Below are 15,049 nucleotides of genomic sequence, written 5' to 3'. Positions count from 1 at the left end.
GCCGTGCGCGCCCGGCCACCCGCACCATGTCGAGTGCCGCACGCGCCGCGCGGCGCGCGGGCCGGTCGATATCGCCTTGCAGGCCGAAATGGAACAGCAGCGTGTCGCCGAGCCGCTCATCGACCTGCGCGCCATAGCCGACGGCGATATCCGTGCACTTCGTCAGCCATTGCGCCTCGTAGCGGTCGAGCAGGGCGCCGTGATCGGTTCCCGCATGGCGTTGCCGGCCGTCTCCGGTGATCGTCACGCAACAGCACAGCGTGGTGACCTGCCGGTATTCGCCAGCCGTTGCGACTGCCTCGCTGCGCGGTGTGAACGGGTGCGGCTGCATGCGCCGGCTTGCACGGCCGGCATCGAACGGGCCGACGAGCGCAGCGAAATTGATCGCGCGAAACTGCGCCGCGAGTTCGTCGGCCGAGGCGGCACGCTGCGCCGGATTCTTGCTCAACGCATGCCGCAGCACCGAGCCGAGCGGATGCGACGCGACCGACGGCGGAAGCGCGACATCCACCGGGCTGAGCTGCTGATACAGAATGTCGGCCACGCTTGCGCCCTGCATCACGACTTCGCCCGTCAGGCATTCGATCACGACCAGGCCCCACGCATACAGGTCGCTTCCGGGCGTCGGCGGTTCGTTGCGCAATTGCTCGGGCGCGCAATATGACGGCGAGCCGAGCACCTCGACCGCGAGCGTCGCGGCCTGCGGCGCGATATCTGCCGTGCCGGGCAACAGCGCACCGATCCCGAAATCGAGCAGCTTCGCGTGCGGCCCGTCGTCGGCCATCGCGATCACGATGTTGTGCGGCGTCAGATCCCGGTGCACGATGCCGCGGCGATGCGCAGCGGCGAGTGCAGCGAGCACCTCCGTCATCAGTCGCCCCGTGTCGACGGCCGACAGCGGCCCCTCCATCGCAAGCCGGTCGCGCAGGGTCCGGCCCTGCACCCGTTCGAATACGGCGAACAACCGCCCGTCGGGTGCCTCGCCCTTGTCCAGCAACGCCACGATGTTCGGGTGACGTAGCGCCTCGCACAGGCCTGTCTCGTACCGGAAGCGCATGCGCTGGCGCGCGCGCTCGGTTGCAGTCCGCGCGACATCGCCTCGCATCAGCTTGATCGCGACGTCTTGCCCCGTCTCGCAGCAGGTCGCGCGGAACACCACGCCGCTGCCGCCTTCACCGAGCAACGCACCGAGCCGGTAATGCCGCTTGCCGGCCAACGTCGCGAAAGGCGCGGCGGGCTGCCGCGATTCACGCGTATGCGGCCCGACGCGTGCGCGTGACGCCGTCGGCAACCCGGGTTGTCGTTCCGTGCTCACGAGCAGTAGACGACCGGATCCGGCACCGGACGATGCATGCCGATACGCGGCTCGACGCGCGGCACCGACTGGCACTCGAGGCGCTCGCCGCGCATGACGCGGAACGGGAAATCGCCGAAGCGGACGCTGCCGCGCCGCCGCTCGACGAGCTGGCTCGCGTCCAGCCCCGGCAGCGCCGCGAACTGGCTCCGCGCGCGATGAATCTGCACGTTGAGATGGGACGTATCGATACCGAGCATGCGTGCCAGCCGGTCGAGTTCGATCCAGCCTTGCGTGGCGGCGTCGTAGCCGGCCTGCATGTCGGCCGAGCGTGCGCGGGCAAGCGTGACGAGGCTGTAGTGATGCGCGCGCTCGCCGAGATCGACCACACCGCCGCGAATGTGCAGCAGCGCACGCGCGTGCTCTTCGTCCCGGCTGACGAAGAATTCGAGCAGTCGGGACGGCGCGGCCGGATCGGCAGGCGCGCGCAGCGTCATGGTCGAGCCATGGCGCACGAGCGCCACGCGCCACGTGAAGCCACCCGTCGACACTTCATCGCCGTCATGGAGCGCGCGCGGCGGCAACGTGTCGTCGCACAGCCATTCGCCGGCCGGCGACTGGACGATCGTGACCGGCTGCGCGGCGTGGGCGGCCAGGATCTGGCGCGGCGTGAGCACGATCGGATGCACGGCGCCCCGTACCGGCCACAGCGTATCGGCCGGATCGTCGAGCGCATCGACGCGCCAGGGAGCGACACCCGCCGTGCCAAACCGGATGACGTCGCCTCGCTGCAGCACCGCGTGCTCGCCGTCGCGCAACGGCACGCCCGATACCGACGTGCCGTTGCTGCTGTGATCGTGGAGCTCCCATAGCCCGCCGGCCCAGCGGATATGGGCATGGACACGGGATACCGACGCGTCGCGGATGACCGTATCGCAGCGCGCGGTATCGCGACCGAACACGTGATACGCGCGGAGCAGGCACGCTTCCCCGGAAGAATCGTTCTTGAGTATCGCCATGGCTGCCTCGTGTCGGATTCGCCCGGGTCGCTCGAGTGACGCGTCGACGCCCGGGAAAGCGATTGATTCAATGATCGCGAACGATGTCGACCGTTCGCCGCCTCGTTACCAGTTCCTTCGTCAGCTTCCTTTCGAATCGTTGCTCATCCGGCACGTGTTATTGCGGCTGATTGAATGGCCTGCCGTTTTGTTTTTTTAATTCGAGCAACTTGATGAAAATCCTGCCAAACAAAATCATGCGTCGCAATCGAAATGCTCAAATACCGTTTTGATATTGCAATGCTTTACATTTTCGGCGAAGCTTCAGTTCAAATATAAAGGGTCGAAATTCTTCATTGCCCAGCGACCCATGACAGGCTTGAGTTGAGCAGAGGCACCTCATTGGATGACGGGACGCATTTAAATACCTTTGCCGGCGCGGAAATTTTGTTTGATCAAAAGAAAATAAATTAAATAGTTCAAACGATTTAAATAATGACCGCCGGTGTTTTAGTAGATTGCATTACATGAATTACTGCGCAGTTCTGGTGCGTCACGGCCAATGTCTCGCAGTGTCATCGGCAAGCGGATACGTGTCGGCACGCCGTTACGTCACGATCAATTGCCGGCAAAGGCTGCAGATGCCGGCAACGCGTCGACCGTCCGATCGTCGTAACCGACTCGCCAACGAACGAGCTGGAACGCGTCGACGGCAATCTCCGCCGCACGCTGCCAGCCCCATCCTCACCCCACCATCCAGCCCCAATAAATCTCCTTGACGACCTATCTTTCGATATATATCTTTAGATATGTTTTTCGACATATAGGACTCGATCATGCGACACAACCCTTCCCGCGGCCATGCCCGATGCGACGGTCATGGTGCGCATGGCCGCCCTGACTGGTTCGCCGGTCTCTGGTACGCGATCGGCCGCCACCGTCGCGGCCACGATCCGTTTGGCGGCGGCCCGTTCGGTGGCCGTGGCGGGCGCGGCGGCTTTGGCGATTTCGGCGACGACGGCATGCCGCGCGGCCGCCAGTTCAGCTCCGACGATCTCCAGCTGCTGTTGCTTGCACTGGTCGCCGAGCAACCGAGCCACGGCTACGAGCTGATCAAGGCGCTCGACACGCGTTCGAACGGTTTCTACAGCCCGAGCCCCGGCATGGTGTATCCGGCGCTCACGTATCTCGAAGAAGTCGGCTTCGTCGCGTCCCAGGCGGAAGGCAACCGCAAGCGCTATGCGCTGACCGACGCCGGCCGCGCGCATCTCGACGCTCAGCGCGAACGCGTCGACACGCTGTTCGCACGCCTCACGCACCTCGCGCGCAAGATGGAGTTCATGCGCCGCGCGTTCGCCGGGGAATCGGCGGGCAATGAAACGCAGGACGACGCGCAAGCTGGCTGGCTGCCGGAATTCGTCGAGGCTCGCCTCGCACTCAAGCGCGCGCTGCTGCACAAGAGCGCCGCCGACGCCGACGAACAGCGCCGCATCGCGGCCATCATGCGCCGCGCGACGGCCGAAATCGAAGGCGGCACCGGCGCGTGATCCGCGCCGCCCGTCAAACCCTAAGGAGAACGGATTGATGCAGAACACATCCGACCGCACCGTGACCCGCGTGCGCCACACCCTCAAGTTCCGCTTGCTGCAAGTCTTGCGCGTGCACGCCGTGACGCCGCACCTGCTGCGCGTCACGCTCGGCGGCCCCGATCTCGCGGATTTCGAATCCGCGTCGTTCGACGATCACGTGAAGGTATTTTTCCCGCCGCCCGGCGCTGAACGGCCCGCGCTGCCGACGCTCGGCGCTAATGGTCCCGAGTTTCCGGAAGGCGAGCCGAAGCCAGTCGCGCGCGACTTCACGCCGCGCCGCTTCGACCGCGCCGCCGGCGAACTCGATCTGGAATTCGTGCTGAACCACCCGGGCCCTGCGTCGCAGTGGGCCGCCCAGGCACGCGTCGGCCAATGGCTCGGCATCGGCGGCCCGCGCGGTTCGTTCGTCGTCCCGACCGGTTTCGACTGGCACCTGCTGATCGGCGACGATACGGCACTGCCGGCGGTCGCGCGGCGTCTCGAGGAATTGCCGGCCGGTGCGCGCGTGGCCGTCGTGATGGAAGTCGCGGATCGCACCGCGCAGATCGCGTTCGACACCCGCGCCGACGTGCATGAAATCTGGCGCTTCCGCGCCGAAGCCGACGCGGCGGACAGCGACGTGCTGCTGAATGCCGTGCGCGACCTGCCGCTGCCGCCGTCCGGCGACGGCTACGTGTGGGCGGCGGGCGAAGCGCTGTCGATGCGTGCGGTACGCCAGCATTTGACCGGCGAGCGCGGCGTCGACAAGTCGCGCATCCGCGCGGCGGCCTACTGGAAGCGCGGCGCGGCGGCCGTGCACGAAACGCTGGAAGACTGACGGGAGCGGGTACCCGGTCAAGGGGTACCCGATTGAGGTTGACCGGCCGATGTCACAATCGTGGCGTCGGCGCACCAGCGGGCTTGGCACCGCGATCGCGACTGGTATATATCTGTGGGTGCGACGCCGCTGTCGGGCGACAGCCGCCGCAGCCCGCCCAGGAGCGCCCGGTCATGACAAAAGAAAGCCACGCGTCGCCGTTCCTTCGCAACCTGAAGATCGCCGGCTATTGCGGCCTTGCCGCGGTGGTACTCGCGCTGTTCGTCGCGATGTGCGCGATCCTGAAGGAAAGCGCACTCGACCGCGACGCCACGCAACACCCGGCCGATACCCCTGAACTACACGATGCGGGCGGCGGCCCGTCCGCATCGGCCGAATCGGCCAAGACGCCCGGCTGACGGCGTCCTGCCCGATCTCCTGCCGCTTACGGCGCGTGCCGGCGGCCCATCACGACGGCATGCACCGAATCGCCAAGCCGTTCGAGCAGCGCGGTCACGCGTTGCCCGTACAGGTGCGCAGCCAGCGCGCCTGCCGTGCCGACCAGCACGCCGCCCGCCATGTCGAACGGCCAGTGCACGCCCGCATAGATCCGCCCCCATGCAATCGCCACCGCCATCGCGGCCATCACGAACCCGGTGAGCCGGGTCGTGCCGCCGAGCATCAGCCCGACCGCCATGCTCCACGCGAACGTCATGTGATCGCTCGGAAACGAGCTGTCCGGCGCGTGCGGAATCAGTTGCGTGCCGACGCCGGCCATGAACGGGCGCGGCGAGAACCAGAAATGTCCGATGATCTGTGCGAGCACGATCGCCACGCACACGCCGACGCCGGCTTCGATCGCCTGGCGCCGCGTATGGCGCGCGCCGAAGATCCAGGTCAGCAGCAGCATCGCGGGCAACGCATAGACGAGCCAGTCGGCGGCGAAGATGGCGAGACGGGCAACGCCCGGCTGCGGCGCAACCCCGGCGTTGATGGCGGAAAAGAGGGTGAGATTGAGGGTCTGCATGAATCCGGTTGCGTGGGGCGTAAAAAATCGGCCGGTTGCCCGGCCTGATACGAACGATGCTAAGGCGCACCCGCTTAAGCGATGCTTAATGGGCGGCCGCACGCGACGAAGCCCGCGGCGGCGAACGCACTTAGAGCCTGCACTGCAACACAAGTTCACGAAATTGTCATATTCCCGCGCGACCGTCTCCCGTAAAGGCTCACCCAGCCTCCCGTAAAGACTCACCTTTTTCACATCGTGGCGTCATCGACGTGTGCAAACATCGGGACGCCGCGTGTCGTCCAGGCCGTTTGCGTCATTCATCTCAATATTTACGCTGCGAATGCTTCGAAATCGGCAACAATTAATTCCAAATGCGGCATCGCACAACGGTAACGCACAGGCATAGGATTACGAGCTTACGAGCACTCATCCACGAAGCGATCAACAACAAGGAGTCCGCATGAAACCCAGCGATGTCCGATCGAAAGCGTTTGCGATGCCGTTGACCAGCCCTGCCTTCCCGATGGGCCCGTACCGTTTCGTCGATCGTGAGTTTCTGATCATCACGTATCGCACCGATCCGGACCGTCTCCGCGAAATCGTCCCCGAGCCGCTGCAGGTCACCGAGCCGCTCGTGCATTACGAATTCATTCGCATGGCCGATTCGACCGGCTTCGGCGACTACACCGAAAGCGGTCAGGTGATTCCCGTCGAATACAACGGCCAGCCGGGCGGCTATACGCTCGCGATGTATCTCGACGATCACCCGCCGATCGCCGGCGGCCGCGAGCTGTGGGGCTTCCCGAAGAAGCTCGCGTCGCCCACGCTGCACGTGAACACCGACCACATCCTCGGCACGCTCGACTACGGCAAGGTGCGCGTCGCCACCGGCACGATGGGCTACAAGCACAAGGAACTGGACATCGACGAGCAGACCAAGCGTCTCGCCGGCCCCAATTTCCTGCTGAAGATCATCCCGCACGTCGACGGCACCGCGCGCGTCTGCGAACTGGTGCGCTACTACATGCAGGACATCAAGATGAAGGGCGCGTGGACGGGCCCCGCATCGCTCGAGCTGGCGCCGCACGCGCTCGCGCCCGTGGCCGACCTGCCGGTGCTCGAAATCGTCGAAGCCCGCCACCTGGTCGCAGATTTGACACTGGGTCTCGGCGAAGTCGTCTACGATTACCTGGCTCAGTAACACGTCCGCAGTCCTTTCTCCCTGTCAATCCTTTCACCACGGGAATTCGAACATGAGCAACCTGAATGGCAAGACCGCAGTCGTCACGGGCGCCGCGAGCGGCATCGGCAAGGAAATCGCACTCGAGCTCGCGAAAGCGGGCGCGGCCGTTGCGATCGCCGACCTGAACCAGGACGGCGCGAACGCCGTTGCCGACGAGATCGTCAAGGCGGGCGGCAAGGCGATCGGCGTCGCGATGGACGTGACGAACGAGGAAGCCGTGAACAGCGGTATCGACAAGGTGGCCGCAACGTTCGGCTCGGTCGACATCCTCGTGTCGAATGCGGGCATCCAGATCGTCAACCCGATCGAGAATTACTCGTTCTCCGACTGGAAGAAGATGCAGGCGATCCACGTCGACGGCGCGTTCCTGACGACCAAGGCCGCACTCAAGCACATGTACAAGGACGATCGCGGCGGTGTCGTGATCTACATGGGCTCGGTGCACTCGCACGAAGCGTCGCCGCTGAAGTCGGCGTACGTGACCGCCAAGCACGGCCTGCTCGGTCTGGCCCGCGTGCTGGCGAAGGAAGGCGCGAAGCACAACGTGCGCTCGCACGTCGTGTGTCCGGGCTTCGTGCGCACGCCGCTGGTCGACAAGCAGATTCCGGAGCAGGCGAAGGAGCTCGGCATCAGCGAAGAGGAAGTGGTGAAGAAGGTGATGCTCGGCAACACGGTTGACGGCGTGTTCACGACCGTCCAGGACGTCGCGCAGACGGTGCTGTTCCTGTCGACATTCCCGAGCGCCGCGCTCACGGGCCAGTCGGTCGTCGTCAGCCACGGCTGGTTCATGCAGTGATGCGGGCGTGGGCGGGGTAGTTGCCCGCCGGCGAATGGCATAAAAAAACGCGCTCCGTAGAGCGCGTTTCTATTTTGGCAGGGCGGGGCCGATGACGGCTGCCACCCGCTCAAGCCGCGTTACTTCAGGACGGCTGCGACCGCATTGGCGACCGCGTCGAGGTTGCGCGTGTTCAGTGCTGCGACGCAGATCCGGCCCGTGCCGACTGCGTAGATGCCGAACTCGTCGCGCAGGCGATCGACTTGCGCCGAGGTCAGGCCCGAATACGAGAACATCCCGCGCTGCTCGTTGATGAAGCTGAAGTCGCGATCGACGCCGCTTGCCTTCAGGCGCTCGACGAGACCATTGCGCATCGAGCGGATACGATCGCGCATTTCACCGAGTTCCTGCACCCACGAAGCGTGCAGTTCCGGCGATGCGAGCACCGCTGCGACCACGGCGCCGCCATGGGTCGGCGGGTTCGAGTAGTTCGTGCGGATCACGCGCTTCAGTTGCGACAGCACGCGCGTCGCTTCTTCCTTGCTCGACGTGATGATCGACAGTGCGCCGACGCGCTCGCCGTACAGCGAGAACGACTTCGAGAACGACGACGACACGAATGCGTTCAGGTCAGCCGCGGCAAACAGGCGCACGGCGGCAGCATCGGCCTCGATGTTCTCGCCGAAGCCCTGGTAGGCGATGTCGAGGAACGGCACGAGGTTGCGCGCCTTCACGACGTCGACGACCTGTTGCCATTGCGCTTCGGTCAGGTCCACGCCGGTCGGGTTGTGGCAGCACGCGTGCAGCACGACGACCGTACCTGCCGCGTAGCTATTCAGTGCCGACAGCATGCCTTCGAAGTTCACGCCATTGGTGGCAGCGTCGTAATACGGGTACGCAACGACTTCGAAACCGGCTGCTTCGAACAGCGCGCGGTGGTTTTCCCAGCTCGGATCGCTAATCGCGACCTTCACGTTCGGGTTCACGGTGCGCAGGAAATCGGCGCCGATCTTCAGTGCGCCCGTGCCGCCCAGTGCCTGGGCCGTGACCACGCGACCTGCTGCGATCAGCGGCGAGTCGTTGCCGAGCAGCAACTTCTGCACGGCCGCGTCGTAGGCAGCGATGCCGTCGATCGGCAGGTAGCCGCGGGGCAGGCCGGCGTCGACACGCACCTTCTCTGCTTCGCGAACCGCGCGCAGCAGCGGAATCTTGCCCTCTTCGTTCGTGTACACACCGACGCCGAGGTTGACCTTGGTCGGACGCGCATCGGCGTTGAAGGCTTCGTTCAGGCCCAGGATCGGGTCGCGGGGAGCAAGCTGGACAGCGGAGAAGAGCGACATGATGATTCTGCAGTAGTGAAAAGAGGGTCAGGCTTTCAACAGGCGGCGCGATCGCGGTGGACCGCGCGCGGGCAGGCACGACGCCGGAAAGCGCAGCAGCCTGACATTGTAGCGAATTCGTGCAGGCGGGGGCGGCGAATCGGTGGCGAAATTCGGCGGCAAATCGGGATGCCGGGCGGCCGCCGCGCGTCAGGAGCCGACAGCAGTTCGCGACGCCGCGAAGCGCTAGAATGCTTTCTTTGCCCTCGCTCCGGCCGCATTCCATGTCCGAACATAAAGCCGAAACCGGCGACGCGCTCGACGAATCGAAATTCGTGACCTTCGAAGGGTCGCCGTTCCAGCTGTATCAACCGTATCCGCCCGCAGGCGACCAGCCGACCGCGATCGAGACGCTCGTCGAAGGGGTCGAGGACGGTCTCTCGTTCCAGACGCTGCTCGGCGTGACGGGCTCGGGCAAGACCTTCACGATGGCGAACACGATCGCGCGGCTCGGCCGCCCGGCGATCGTGTTCGCGCCGAACAAGACGCTCGCCGCGCAGCTCTACTCGGAATTTCGCGAGTTCTTCCCGCGCAACGCGGTCGAGTACTTCGTCTCGTACTACGACTATTACCAGCCTGAAGCGTACGTGCCGCAGCGCGACCTGTTCATCGAGAAGGACTCGTCGATCAACGAGCACATCGAGCAGATGCGGCTGTCGGCGACGAAGAGCCTGATGGAGCGTCGCGATGTCGTGATCGTCGCGACGGTGTCGGCGATCTACGGTATCGGCAACCCGTCCGAATACCACCAGATGATCCTGACGCTGCGCGCCGGCGACAAGCTCGGCCAGCGCGACGTGATCGCGCGGCTGATCGCGATGCAGTACACACGCAACGAGCAGGATTTCCAGCGCGGCACGTTCCGCGTGCGCGGCGACACGATCGACATCTTCCCGGCCGAACATGCGGAGCTGGCCGTGCGCGTCGAATTGTTCGACGACGAGGTGGAGACGCTGCAGCTGTTCGACCCGCTGACCGGGCGCGTACGGCAGAAGATCCCGCGCTTCACCGTGTATCCGTCGTCGCACTACGTGACGCCGCGCGACACCGTGATGCGCGCGGTCGAGACGATCAAGGACGAACTGCGTGAGCGGCTCGAGTTCTTTCACAGCGACGGCAAGCTCGTCGAGGCGCAGCGCCTCGAGCAGCGCACGCGCTTCGATCTCGAGATGCTGCAGGAGCTCGGCTTCTGCAAGGGCATCGAGAACTACTCGCGGCATTTCTCGGGCGCGTCGCCCGGCGATCCGCCGCCGACCCTCGTCGACTACCTGCCGCCCGATGCGCTGATGCTGCTCGACGAATCGCACGTGCTGATCGGCCAGTTGAACGGCATGTACAACGGCGATCGCGCGCGCAAGGAAAACCTCGTCAACTACGGGTTCCGGTTGCCGTCGGCGCTGGACAACCGGCCGCTCAAGTTCCCGGAGTTCGAACGCAAGATGCGCCAGGTCGTGTTCGTGTCGGCTACGCCGGCCGACTACGAGAAGCGCGTGACCGGGCAGATCGCCGAACAGGTCGTGCGGCCGACGGGCCTTGTCGATCCGGAAATCGAAGTACGGCCGGCGAGCTCGCAGGTCGACGACGTGCTGACCGAGATCAATGCGCGCGTGAAGGCCGAGGAGCGTGTGCTGATCACCGTGCTGACGAAGCGCATGGCCGAGCAGCTCACCGAGTTTCTCGCCGATCACGGGGTCAAGGTGCGTTACCTGCACAGCGACATCGACACGGTCGAGCGCGTCGAGATCATCCGCGACCTGCGGCTCGGCACGTTCGACGTGCTGGTCGGGATCAACCTGCTGCGGGAAGGGCTCGATATTCCCGAGGTGTCGCTCGTCGCGATCCTCGATGCGGACAAGGAAGGCTTCCTGCGTGCCGAGCGCTCGCTGATCCAGACGATCGGCCGTGCGGCCCGGAACGTGAACGGCAAGGCGATCCTCTACGCGGACAACATGACCGAGTCGATGAAGCGCGCGATCGGCGAGACCGAGCGGCGCCGTGCGAAGCAGATCGCGCACAACGAAAAGATGGGCATCACGCCGCGCGGTGTCGTGAAGCGCATCAAGGACATCATCGACGGCGTCTACAACGCGGACGAGGCACGCGCCGAGCTGAAGGAAGCGCAGCAGCGCGCCAAATTCGAGGACATGTCGGAAAAGCAGCTCGCCAAGGAAATCAAGCGCCTCGAGAAGCAGATGGCCGACTACGCGAAGAATCTCGAGTTCGAGAAGGCAGCCTCGACTCGCGACCAGCTTGCGCTGCTTCGTGAGCGCGTGTTCGGTGCGAACGTTGGCGATCACATCAACGGCGGCCGGTAATTCTTTCCAAGCGTCACCGAAACCCGGAGGTAACGAGCCTGTAAGCCTTGTCGGATCAGGGGTTTACACGGCTCCCCGTTTGTTCCGAAACCGGTTCAGTGCTAAACTTCGCAATTATTGAGAATTGTTCGCATTAACGTTCTTCGTCGCGTTAGTGTTTTCAGTGGGCCGGCCAGGCGGTCGGTCCACATGGTTCCAGATCAAATAACAAGGAGTGTCCATGTTGGGTTCTTCGTTCATCCGCACGACGGTTGCGGTAGCGGCGGCGCTTGCCGCGATGTCGGCCTCGGCTGCCGAATATCCGATCGGCAAGCAGCAGATCCAGGGCGGCATGGAAATCGGCGCGGTGTACCTGCAGCCGATCACGATGGACCCGGAAGGGATGATGCGCAAGGCGTCGGATTCCGACATCCACCTCGAGGCCGACATCCATGCGGTCAAGAACAACCCGACGGGTTTCGCGGAAGGCGACTGGATGCCGTACCTGCAGGTCACGTACAAGCTGACGAAGCAGGGTGACGCGAAGTGGAAGGCTGAAGGCGACCTGATGGGCATGGTCGCGAGCGACGGCCCGCACTACGGCGACAACGTGAAGCTGAACGGCCCGGGCAAGTATCACCTGACGATGGTCGTCAAGCCGCCGATGCAGACGGGCCACATGGCGTTCGGCCGTCACATCGACAAGGAAACGGGCGTGGGCGCATGGTTCAAGCCCGTTACCCTCGAGTACGACTTCCCGTTCGCCGGTATCGGCAAGAAGGGCGGTTACTGATCGGTGGCATCACGGACGGCGCGCTTCGGCGCGCCGTCGGCGTAGAGAACCCAGAATGAAAATTCCCCAGAAAGTCTTTGCCGCAGCCGCTGCGTTGTGGCTTGCCGGCGCAGCGTACGCTGCCGATCTGCCGACGTTCAAGCTCGAAATGACGGACGGCAAGCTGAATCCCGCCCGCATCGAAGTGCCGGCCGGTCAGCGTTTCAAGATCGAGATCAAGAACACCGGCAAGGGCGCCGCCGAATTCGAGAGCGTGCAACTGCGCAAGGAGAAGGTGCTCGCTCCGGGCGCCGATTCGTTCGTGGTCGTCGCACCGTTGTCACCGGGTGAATACAAGTTTTTCGACGATTTCCACCAGCAGGCGCAGGGCGTGATCGTCGCGAAGTAACGCGTTTTATCTGCGCGCGGGCACGCCTGCCCGGTGTACTGCGCGTCAGGAGGTATCGATGGGTCAGATCTTGTTCATCGTCTGGCGGGAGAGCGTCGAAGCGCTGCTCGTCGTCGGCATTCTCTATGCATGGCTGAAAAACGGCGACGACGACGCGCGCCGCGGCCTGCCTTTTCTCTGGACCGGCGTCGGTGTCGGCCTGCTGATGGCCGTCGGCCTCGGTGCCGCACTGGTCGGTTTCACCGAAGTGCTGTCCGGCGACGCGCAGGACTACTTCCAGACCGCCATGGTGCTGATCGCATGCGTGCTGATCGTGCAGATGGTGCTGTGGATGCGCCGGCACGGCCGCACGCTGAAGCGCGACATGGAGCAATCGCTGCAGCAGAGCACGCGCGATTCGAACTGGTGGGGCGTCGCGGTGCTGGTCGCGCTGGCGATCGCGCGCGAAGGCAGCGAAACGGTGATCTTCCTGTACGGTCTCGGTTTCGGCCAGTCGGGTCACGTCGACGGCAGCCAGATGCTTGCGGTCGTGATCGGTCTCGGCCTCGCATTCCTCACGTTCTATCTGCTGCAGCTCGGCGGCAAGTACTTCTCGTGGCGGCATTTCTTCCGCGTCACCGAAGTGATGCTGCTGTTCCTCGGCGCGGGCCTGTTCCAGACTGGCGTCGACAAGCTGATCGACAAGGAAATCCTGCCGCTCGGCATTTCGCAGGTGTGGGACACGTCCGCGATCCTCGATGATTCGAGCACATTCGGCTCGCTCGTCGCAACGCTGACCGGCTATCGTGCGCACCCGGCACTGACCAACCTGGTTGCCTACGCGGTGTACTGGGCGGTGGTCTGGCTGCTGATGAAGCGCGCGAGCCGTCGTCCGGCCGTCGCGGCAGGTCGCGCGGCATGAGCGTTGTCGCCGCAGCCAAGCAGGGCTGGCTCGCGCAGGCCGGCCAGTGGATGCAGCGCCACGGTGCGCTGATCCGCGGCATCCAGTGGGTCGTCGTCGCCGTCTATGCGTTCCTGATCATCGTGCCGGCGGTGTTGCCGCTGCCGGACGACACCGCGCACCTGTGGAGCAACCTCACGCTGATCGCGCAATTCACGTTCTGGGGCATCTGGTGGCCGTTCGTGCTGCTGTCGATGGTGATGCTCGGCCGTGTCTGGTGCGGCGTGCTGTGTCCGGAAGGTGCGCTCACCGAGTTCGCGAGCAAGTTCGGCCGTGGCGGCCCGATTCCGCGCTGGATCCGGTGGGGCGGCTGGCCGTTCGTCGCGTTCGGGCTCACGACGATCTACGGGCAGATGGTGAGCGTGTACCAGTACCCGCTCGCGGTGCTGTTCGTGCTCGGCGGTTCGACCGTCGGCGCGATCGTGATCGGCGTGCTGTACGGCCGCGAGAAGCGCGTGTGGTGCAAGTACCTGTGTCCGGTCAACGGCGTGTTCGGGCTGCTCGCGCGACTCGCGCCGATGCGCTACAAGGTCGATGAGGATGCATGGCGCCGTTCGTACAAGAACGGCGAGCATGGCCATCGCGTGATTCCGATCAACTGCGCGCCGCTCGTGCCGTTGCGCAACATGAAGGGCGCGGCGGACTGCCACATGTGCGGCCGCTGCAGCGGGCACCGCGATGCGATCTCGCTGTCGTTGCGCTCGCCGTCCGACGAAGTCGTGAACCTCGGCGCGCAGCAGGCGAACCCGTGGGACACCGCGCTGATCCTTTACGGCCTGCTCGGCGTCGCGATCGGCGCGTTCCACTGGACCGTCAGCCCGTGGTTCGTGCAGATCAAGCAATGGCTCGCGGGCTGGCTGATCGACCATGACATCACGTGGCCGCTCGAGACCAACGCGCCGTGGTTCCTGCTCACGCACTATCCGGATCGCAACGACGTGTTCTCGTGGCTCGACGGCGGGCTGGTCATCAGCTACATCGTCGGCACGGGGCTCGTGTACGGCACGGCGCTGCTGGTGCTGCTGGCCGGCGCCACGCTGATGCTCGGCCGCTTCGATCGCGTGCGGCTGCATCATCTTGCGCAGGCGTTGATTCCGATTGCAGGCGCGGGTGTGTTCCTTGGCTTGTCGGCCACGACACTGTCGCTGCTGCGTGCCGAGCATGTACCGCTCGGCTGGGCGACCGATGTGCGCATCGCGATCCTGGTCGGCGCCAACGCATGGAGCGCGTGGCTCGCATGGAAAGTGACGGGGCGCTATGCGGGCTGGCTGCGCCGGCTTGCGGCATTCGCGTGGTTTGCCGCCGGGCTTGCCGTCATCGACAGCGCATGGTGGTTGATGTTCTGGGGTTTCTGAAGCGGATCGCGCGCCGCTTCGGCGGTCACGCAGCGACGCGATAACGAACCCGGGCGGCGTGCTTCACGCATTGGCCGCCCAAACAAAAAAGCGACACGTCGAAGGACGTGTCGCTTTTTTTCTTCCTTGTGCGAGAACCAAAAAAGTGGCTTGGCTTGCTGCAACGGCTGCTTGAGTGTGTTTGCACGAAGGGGTC

14 protein-coding genes are annotated in these 15,049 nt (G+C 64.7%); 10 read left to right on the top strand and 4 right to left on the bottom strand.

Annotated features, from left to right (window positions below; translation table 11 throughout):
* Together G3O00_RS11165 and G3O00_RS11160 are read right to left on the bottom strand one after the other, a co-directional pair.
* Nucleotides 1-1,291, bottom strand: a 1,291-nt coding sequence (locus G3O00_RS11165; protein WP_206142985.1) for a protein kinase, incomplete at its 3' end; no start/stop codon positions are given.
* Between the two features lie 20 nt (nt 1,292-1,311).
* Nucleotides 1,312-2,313: an FHA domain-containing protein gene (locus G3O00_RS11160; protein ID WP_174929730.1), complete on the bottom strand. Its 1,002-nt coding sequence runs from the start codon at nt 2,311-2,313 to the stop codon at nt 1,312-1,314.
* A gap of 815 nt (nt 2,314-3,128) precedes the next feature.
* Here G3O00_RS11160 and G3O00_RS11155 point away from each other — a divergent pair.
* From G3O00_RS11155 to G3O00_RS11145, 3 genes are all read left to right on the top strand, one after another.
* On the top strand, nt 3,129-3,839 hold the full coding sequence (locus G3O00_RS11155; protein WP_011356750.1) for a PadR family transcriptional regulator: 711 nt from the start codon (nt 3,129-3,131) through the stop codon (nt 3,837-3,839).
* 37 nt (nt 3,840-3,876) lie between these two features.
* Nucleotides 3,877-4,698: a siderophore-interacting protein gene (locus G3O00_RS11150; RefSeq protein ID WP_206142984.1), complete on the top strand. Its 822-nt coding sequence runs from the start codon at nt 3,877-3,879 to the stop codon at nt 4,696-4,698.
* A 173-nt stretch (nt 4,699-4,871) separates the two neighbouring features.
* Nucleotides 4,872-5,096 carry a hypothetical protein gene (locus G3O00_RS11145; protein WP_011356752.1) on the top strand — a complete coding sequence of 75 codons (225 nt, stop codon included), beginning with the start codon at nt 4,872-4,874 and terminating at the stop codon, nt 5,094-5,096.
* Between the two features lie 26 nt (nt 5,097-5,122).
* Here the strand turns inward: G3O00_RS11145 and G3O00_RS11140 are convergent, their stop codons facing one another.
* Nucleotides 5,123-5,704, bottom strand: coding sequence for an undecaprenyl-diphosphatase (locus G3O00_RS11140; RefSeq protein ID WP_206142983.1), 582 nt, complete (start codon nt 5,702-5,704; stop codon nt 5,123-5,125).
* Between the two features lie 442 nt (nt 5,705-6,146).
* Here G3O00_RS11140 and G3O00_RS11135 point away from each other — a divergent pair, with 442 nt between their 5' ends.
* Entirely contained in the window at nt 6,147-6,887 is a 741-nt protein-coding gene (locus G3O00_RS11135; RefSeq protein WP_009687317.1) for an acetoacetate decarboxylase, read from the top strand.
* Nucleotides 6,888-6,939: 52 nt separating this feature from the next.
* Entirely contained in the window at nt 6,940-7,725 is a 786-nt protein-coding gene (locus G3O00_RS11130) for a 3-hydroxybutyrate dehydrogenase (RefSeq protein ID WP_206142982.1), read from the top strand.
* Nucleotides 7,726-7,844: 119 nt separating this feature from the next.
* On the opposite strand, the gene G3O00_RS11125 is transcribed toward G3O00_RS11130, so the two are convergent.
* A complete protein-coding gene (locus G3O00_RS11125) occupies nt 7,845-9,044 on the bottom strand; it encodes an amino acid aminotransferase (protein WP_174936132.1) in 1,200 nt (399 codons plus the stop codon).
* A 263-nt stretch (nt 9,045-9,307) separates the two neighbouring features.
* Between G3O00_RS11125 and uvrB the strand changes: the two genes are divergently transcribed.
* From uvrB to G3O00_RS11100, 5 genes are all read left to right on the top strand, one after another.
* On the top strand, nt 9,308-11,398 hold the full coding sequence (gene uvrB / locus G3O00_RS11120; RefSeq protein ID WP_206142981.1) for an excinuclease ABC subunit UvrB: 2,091 nt from the start codon (nt 9,308-9,310) through the stop codon (nt 11,396-11,398).
* Between the two features lie 220 nt (nt 11,399-11,618).
* Entirely contained in the window at nt 11,619-12,170 is a 552-nt protein-coding gene (locus tag G3O00_RS11115) for an iron transporter (protein WP_011352665.1), read from the top strand.
* Between the two features lie 55 nt (nt 12,171-12,225).
* Entirely contained in the window at nt 12,226-12,558 is a 333-nt protein-coding gene (locus tag G3O00_RS11110) for a cupredoxin domain-containing protein (protein ID WP_174941706.1), read from the top strand.
* 58 nt (nt 12,559-12,616) lie between these two features.
* On the top strand, nt 12,617-13,459 hold the full coding sequence (locus G3O00_RS11105; protein ID WP_011352663.1) for an FTR1 family protein: 843 nt from the start codon (nt 12,617-12,619) through the stop codon (nt 13,457-13,459).
* Nucleotides 13,456-14,853: a 4Fe-4S binding protein gene (locus tag G3O00_RS11100; protein ID WP_174936136.1), complete on the top strand. Its 1,398-nt coding sequence runs from the start codon at nt 13,456-13,458 to the stop codon at nt 14,851-14,853. Before G3O00_RS11105 ends, G3O00_RS11100 begins: the two co-directional genes overlap by 4 nt.
* Nucleotides 14,854-15,049 lie beyond the last annotated feature (196 nt).

Origin of the sequence: Burkholderia sp. Ac-20384 (genome assembly GCF_017104605.1) — a bacterium.
Lineage (GTDB): Bacteria > Pseudomonadota > Gammaproteobacteria > Burkholderiales > Burkholderiaceae > Burkholderia > Burkholderia lata.
Note: the sequence above shows the minus strand (reverse complement) of the source record. Positions and strands in the feature narration are given on the sequence as shown.

Excerpts from the sequence above, each read along its gene's own strand:
- G3O00_RS11160 (WP_174929730.1), bottom strand. The coding sequence starts at position 2,313 with ATGGCGATACTCAAGAACGATTCTTCCGGGGAAGCGTGCCTGCTCCGC.
- G3O00_RS11155 (WP_011356750.1), top strand. The coding sequence starts at position 3,129 with ATGCGACACAACCCTTCCCGCGGCCATGCCCGATGCGACGGTCATGGT.
- G3O00_RS11150 (WP_206142984.1), top strand. The coding sequence starts at position 3,877 with ATGCAGAACACATCCGACCGCACCGTGACCCGCGTGCGCCACACCCTC.
- G3O00_RS11145 (WP_011356752.1), top strand. The coding sequence starts at position 4,872 with ATGACAAAAGAAAGCCACGCGTCGCCGTTCCTTCGCAACCTGAAGATC.
- G3O00_RS11140 (WP_206142983.1), bottom strand. The coding sequence starts at position 5,704 with ATGCAGACCCTCAATCTCACCCTCTTTTCCGCCATCAACGCCGGGGTT.
- G3O00_RS11135 (WP_009687317.1), top strand. The coding sequence starts at position 6,147 with ATGAAACCCAGCGATGTCCGATCGAAAGCGTTTGCGATGCCGTTGACC.
- G3O00_RS11130 (WP_206142982.1), top strand. The coding sequence starts at position 6,940 with ATGAGCAACCTGAATGGCAAGACCGCAGTCGTCACGGGCGCCGCGAGC.
- G3O00_RS11125 (WP_174936132.1), bottom strand. The coding sequence starts at position 9,044 with ATGTCGCTCTTCTCCGCTGTCCAGCTTGCTCCCCGCGACCCGATCCTG.
- uvrB (WP_206142981.1), top strand. The coding sequence starts at position 9,308 with ATGTCCGAACATAAAGCCGAAACCGGCGACGCGCTCGACGAATCGAAA.
- G3O00_RS11115 (WP_011352665.1), top strand. The coding sequence starts at position 11,619 with ATGTTGGGTTCTTCGTTCATCCGCACGACGGTTGCGGTAGCGGCGGCG.
- G3O00_RS11110 (WP_174941706.1), top strand. The coding sequence starts at position 12,226 with ATGAAAATTCCCCAGAAAGTCTTTGCCGCAGCCGCTGCGTTGTGGCTT.
- G3O00_RS11105 (WP_011352663.1), top strand. The coding sequence starts at position 12,617 with ATGGGTCAGATCTTGTTCATCGTCTGGCGGGAGAGCGTCGAAGCGCTG.
- G3O00_RS11100 (WP_174936136.1), top strand. The coding sequence starts at position 13,456 with ATGAGCGTTGTCGCCGCAGCCAAGCAGGGCTGGCTCGCGCAGGCCGGC.